We start from the raw sequence: 4,994 nt of genomic DNA, 5'->3' as shown, positions 1-4,994 counted from the left end.
TGCTCTTTGTGATGTGCTTAAGGCTTGTGATATTAAGGGTGCTAGTGATGCTTCTATTGCAAATCCGATTCCACACAATATTGGCGCTCTTATTCAAGATTCATCAATCTGCGCCATTTTTACACTTGGTGGGACGGCAACAAAATTTTATAAGCGCTACACTGAGCAACAAACTGGTATTCCTGCACGTCAATTACCTTCTACAAGTCCCGCTAACGCACGTATGTCAGTTGAGGATTTGGTGGAGGAATTTTCCATTATCAAAAAATTTACCAATTGTGAGTTGACAATATCCTAGTTGCGGCTAGGATTATACGCATGCGAATTATGGCTACGACATACACTGCACTTTGTGCATGCACCGCGATGTGTCTGGTGCCCGGGTCACATACGACCAGGGTGTAATTGTCGCTGAGCAAAATTTTCCTGGTACAGACTCGGGCGTAAAGCTATTTTGTAACTCTTGTGTGAGTATTCGCACATCCCGAGAGGATTTATTCGCATGGACTGGAGCTTCATAGGGGAACACCTCCCACTGTATGCAGAAGCTGCAAAAATAACGCTTACTATCTCTTTCTTTGGAGTTCTCTTCTCGCTTATCGTTGGTTTGATAAGTGCTCAGATTTCGCTGACAAAAATTCCTGTTTTAAGTCAGCTTAATGCTGTTTATGTTGAGCTTTCCAGAGGAACACCCCTGCTTATTCAGCTGTTTCTTATCTACTTTGGCCTAACTAAAATTGGTCTCAAAATGGATGCAGAAGTAGCTGCTGTTGTGGGTTTAACGTTTCTTGGTGGCTCCTATATGGCAGAGGTGTTTCGCGCAGGCTTTGAATCAGTTGCAGCTATTCAGTTTGAGTCTGCAAAGGTTTTGGGCCTCTCAAAGATTCAAGCTCTCCAGCACGTTATTCTTCCACAGGCACTTTCTGTAGCAATTCCAGGCCTCGTTGCTAACATCATTTTCTTAATCAAGGAATCTTCCGTTGTTTCCGGCATTGCTCTTGCAGATTTGATGTACGTAACCAAAGACATTATTGGCATGCAGTACGACACTACAGAAGCCCTCTTTATGCTGGTAATTGCCTATGTGATTATCCTTGTTCCTATTTCTTTGCTTGGCAGCTGGCTGGAGAGGAGGCTTGACTATGCCCGTCGATAACATTTTGCTGCAGGAAGGAGTGATAACGCGCCTTCTTGGAGGTCTTGCAACAACGGTGCACATTGGCCTTATCTCTGTGGCGCTTTCCATTCCTCTTGGTATTCTTGTTGGACTTTTTATGATATCCAACAACAAGGTTGTTCGTGCAATTCTTCGCTTTTACCTTGAGATTGTTCGTGTTATGCCTCAGCTGGTGCTGCTCTTTGTGGTGTTCTTTGGTACTTCTGAATGGTTTGATGTCAACTTTGATGGCATTGAAGCTTCAATTGTGGTCTTTACCTTCTGGGGAGCAGCTGAGCTTGGAGACCTGGTACGAGGGTCGTTGGAGTCAATTCCAGCATCTCAGTATGACGGTGCGTTTGTACTTGGTCTTTCTCGCCAGCAGACGTTCTTTAAGGTCATTCTGCCTCAGGCTTTCAAGCGTCTTTTACCACCAGCCATTAATCTGATTACGCGCATGATTAAGACAACGTCACTGTGTAATCTGATTGGCGTGGTTGAACTGCTCAGAGTTGGAAGTCAGATCACCGATTTTTATCGCTTTAAGTTCCCAACCGACGGAGCACTTTGGATTTACGGAGCTATTTTCTTCCTGTATTTTGCTGCCTGCTTCCCACTTTCGTATCTTTCGCGCAGGCTTGAGAGGAGCGCCTCACATGAGTAACACCGTTTTAGCAGTTAAGGACCTCACTAAGGTATATCCCTCAAGCGAGAAACCCGTGCTTGACAAGATCTCGCTCTCCATCAATAAAGGCGAGGTAGTTGTGGTGTTGGGACCTTCCGGTTGCGGTAAGTCTACGCTACTTCGCGCCATTGTTGGCTTGGAAGATATCCAAGGGGGAGAAGTGCTTCTCCACGATCAGGTTATTTCTGGTCAGAAGAGGGAAAGCGCCGCTGCAGGCATTGGTATGGTTTTTCAAAGCTACGACTTGTTCCCCAACATGACGGTTTTGAAAAACGTAACTCTGGCTCCTCTGGTGGTGCAGAAACGTTCAGAGGCTGAGGTTTTAACTCAGGCAGAAGAACTGCTGCGTCGTGTGGGGTTGTGGGAGAAGAAAGATGCCTATCCATCAGCTCTTTCCGGCGGTCAAAAACAGCGTGTGGCAATTGTTCGTGCGCTTATGACTAACCCTGAAGTTCTTTTGCTGGACGAGATTACCGCAGCTCTTGACCCCGAGATGGTCCATGAGGTTTTGCAGGTAGTTATGGAACTAGCAGAACAGGGAATGACCATGCTGGTAGTAACTCACGAGATGCGCTTTGCTCAAGCAGTTGCCGATCGAGTCATCTTGATTGATCAGGGTCACATCGTAGAAGAGTCGTCCGATGCACAAGAGTTTTTCTCGGCACCTAAAACAGAAAGGGCACAAGAGTTTTTGCGCACCTTTGAGTTTGAACGTGTGCATAAGTAAACAACGTGTTTTTGCACGTAGATGATGTAGTAATTGATACAACTTGTTAGGATTTGAAATGAACTTCTTTGAAAATACTTCCACTTCTCTTTCTCGCCGTGCTTTCCTTGGTGCAAGCGCACTTTCTGCTGCAGCTCTTTTGGCTGCTTGCAAGAAAAAGGATTCTGACGGAGCTCAGGGCGGATCTTCTGATACAGACTCAAAGTTTAGAACTCTTGATGACATCAAGAAGGCAGGCACAGTAAATATCGGCGTCTTTAGCGACAAGGCTCCTTTTGGTTACGTTGATGCAAACGGTAATTACGCTGGTTACGACATTGTTTTTGCAGAGCGCCTTGCAAAGGATATGGGCGTCAAGATCAACTACATTGCCACTGACGGACAAAATCGCGTGCCTTTCTTGCAGTCCAATAAGGCAGACATCATGTTGGCAAACTTTACGGTAACCGATGACCGTAAAGAGAAGGTTGATTTCTCTCTGCCATACATGAAGATTAAGCTGGGCGTTGTTTCTCCATCCTCTGCACCAATTACAGACGTTTCGCAGCTTGATGGCAAGAAGCTTATTGTTTCTAAGGGAACTACGGCTGAGGTTTGGTTTGCTAAGAACGCTCCTAAGGTTGAGCTGGTAAAATTTGATAGCTATGCTGATGCGTATAACGCACTGCTCGACGGCCGCGGCGATGCTTTCTCAACCGACAATACCGAGGTACTTGCATGGATCAAGTCTAACCCTGGCTTTGTTGTTGGCATTGATGACCTGGGCGACTCCGATACTATTGCCGCTGCAGTTCACAAGGGCAACTCTTCGCTGTTGGAGTTTATCAACAACGAGATTACCGGTCCTCTTGCAGAGGAGAACTTCTTCCACAAGGCTTATGAAGAGACACTTGCTCCAATTTACGGCGACGAGGTAGATCCAAATACTATGGTCGTCGAGGGCGGCAAAATCTAAGTTCTGGGCTTAGTCCGTCTTTACAGCTCAATACACCCATTTCGCGAGAAGACCTTGCAGTTTGTAAGGTCTTCTCGCGTTTGTAGCCAAATTGTTAATTTGTACAGTACTTTTTAAAAATGATTCTTTGTGCTGATAAAGTAGGTCAACTATTTTTTGACCGACTAGGGCAAAGGGGCTGATAATGGCAGCTGAACAGCAAAAAGCAACTCGTAAAATTGGCGTTCCCAGGTTTCCCGGCGATATTATGCTGTATCCGCTTTCTGTAGGCCTACTTCTTCATTCATTTGTTCCTCAGGTTCTAGAAATTGGTAGCTTCACCACTGCTGTTGCTAAGGGAGCTCCTGCAATTGTTGGCATTGTTTTGCTGTTTGTGGGTGCTTCTATTGATCTTAAGACGGTTCCCAAGGTTTTGAAGACTGGCCTGACCATTCTTATTCCTAAGCTTGCTATTGCTATTGCCTTTGGTTTGTTTGTTGCTAAGTTCATGAACGATAATTTCTTTGGTCTTAATGCACTTTCTATCATTGGTGGCATTACCTTCTGCAATGTTGCCTTGTACATTGGTATTACTGCTGAGTACGGGACTCCTGATGAGCAGGGTGCAGCTGCAGTTTTGTCTCTTGTTGCGGGTCCTGCGGTTACCATGATTGCCCTAGGTGCAGCAGGTGTTGCGGCAATTTCTCCTACCGCACTTGCGGGTACCCTTCTTCCTCTAGTCCTTGGTGTTGTTCTTGGTAATCTCAGTCCTTTTATCAGGGGGCTTTTGGTTCCTGGTATTAACCCCTGTATTGCTGTTGTTGGCTTTGCTCTTGGTTGTGGCATGAGTGTTGAGAATCTTATTACTGGTGGTCCATCAGGTATTCTCTTAGCAGTACTTTGCATCATCACGGGTATCCTTACCATGTTTGTTGAGCGTCTACTGGGCGGTTCTGGTAAGGCAAGTCTTGCGAGCGCAACTATTGCAGGTACCGCAACAACCACTCCTGCTGCAGTTGCTTCTGTTGATCCAACGTATACGGCTCAGGTTGTTGCAAACGCAAATGCTCAGCTTGCTGCCGCGGTAGTTATTACTGCACTGGTAGCCCCTGCGTTTACGGGTTGGCTTGATAAGAAGCTCAAAAAGAAAAATGACACTACTGAGGCTCAGGCTCCAGAAGAAGCACCTGCTACTGAGTAATTAAGTAAGCCTTATATAATGCATATGAAAAACCCTCTTCTGTGCAGGTAGTTCATATACGGGTGATTATGATTCTGCAGCGTGTTAGCGTTGGCTTTTGGCCCGGCGCGCAAAATAGCGCAGCTTTGGTAGGTTCTGCCGAAGAATCGACATGTTCCTAATCAAGATAGCCAGGCAGCTAGGCAGTCGCACTACCTGATATGCATATTTGTGCATAAACTTCATCTAATATGCTTGAAAATGAATAGACTTATATAAGAAATTTAACTATCGATAAATTCTGTATCTACG

At 45.6% G+C, this 4,994-nt stretch carries 5 protein-coding genes and 1 pseudogene; all 6 read left to right on the top strand.

The window, feature by feature from the left end; genetic code table 11:
• Positions 1 to 298 (top strand): annotated as a pseudogene (locus RWJ43_RS05910) (DNA-deoxyinosine glycosylase); the annotation flags it as partial.
• A gap of 204 nt (positions 299 to 502) precedes the next feature.
• On the top strand, positions 503 to 1,156 hold the full coding sequence (locus RWJ43_RS05905) for an amino acid ABC transporter permease (RefSeq protein WP_314008916.1): 654 nt from the start codon (positions 503 to 505) through the stop codon (positions 1,154 to 1,156).
• The gene (locus RWJ43_RS05900; RefSeq protein ID WP_314008914.1) at positions 1,143 to 1,820 is read left to right on the top strand and encodes an amino acid ABC transporter permease; all 678 of its coding nucleotides are present in this window, start codon (positions 1,143 to 1,145) and stop codon (positions 1,818 to 1,820) included. The genes RWJ43_RS05905 and RWJ43_RS05900 overlap by 14 nt, the downstream gene beginning before the upstream one ends.
• On the top strand, positions 1,813 to 2,568 hold the full coding sequence (locus RWJ43_RS05895; protein ID WP_314008912.1) for an amino acid ABC transporter ATP-binding protein: 756 nt from the start codon (positions 1,813 to 1,815) through the stop codon (positions 2,566 to 2,568). The genes RWJ43_RS05900 and RWJ43_RS05895 overlap by 8 nt, the downstream gene beginning before the upstream one ends.
• Before the next feature lie 58 nt (positions 2,569 to 2,626).
• A complete protein-coding gene (locus RWJ43_RS05890; RefSeq protein WP_314008910.1) occupies positions 2,627 to 3,523 on the top strand; it encodes a cysteine ABC transporter substrate-binding protein in 897 nt (298 codons plus the stop codon).
• Between the two features lie 184 nt (positions 3,524 to 3,707).
• Positions 3,708 to 4,703, top strand: a complete 996-nt coding sequence (locus RWJ43_RS05885; RefSeq protein ID WP_314008908.1) for a 2-keto-3-deoxygluconate permease — start codon at positions 3,708 to 3,710, stop codon at positions 4,701 to 4,703.
• The last annotated feature ends 291 nt before the right edge of the window (positions 4,704 to 4,994 follow it).

The sequence above is a fragment of the Lancefieldella parvula genome (genome assembly GCF_963530955.1).
GTDB classification, from domain to species: Bacteria; Actinomycetota; Coriobacteriia; order Coriobacteriales; family Atopobiaceae; genus Lancefieldella; species Lancefieldella parvula_A.
The sequence above is the reverse complement of the archived record's forward strand: the minus strand, read 5'-3'. Positions and strand labels throughout refer to the sequence as shown.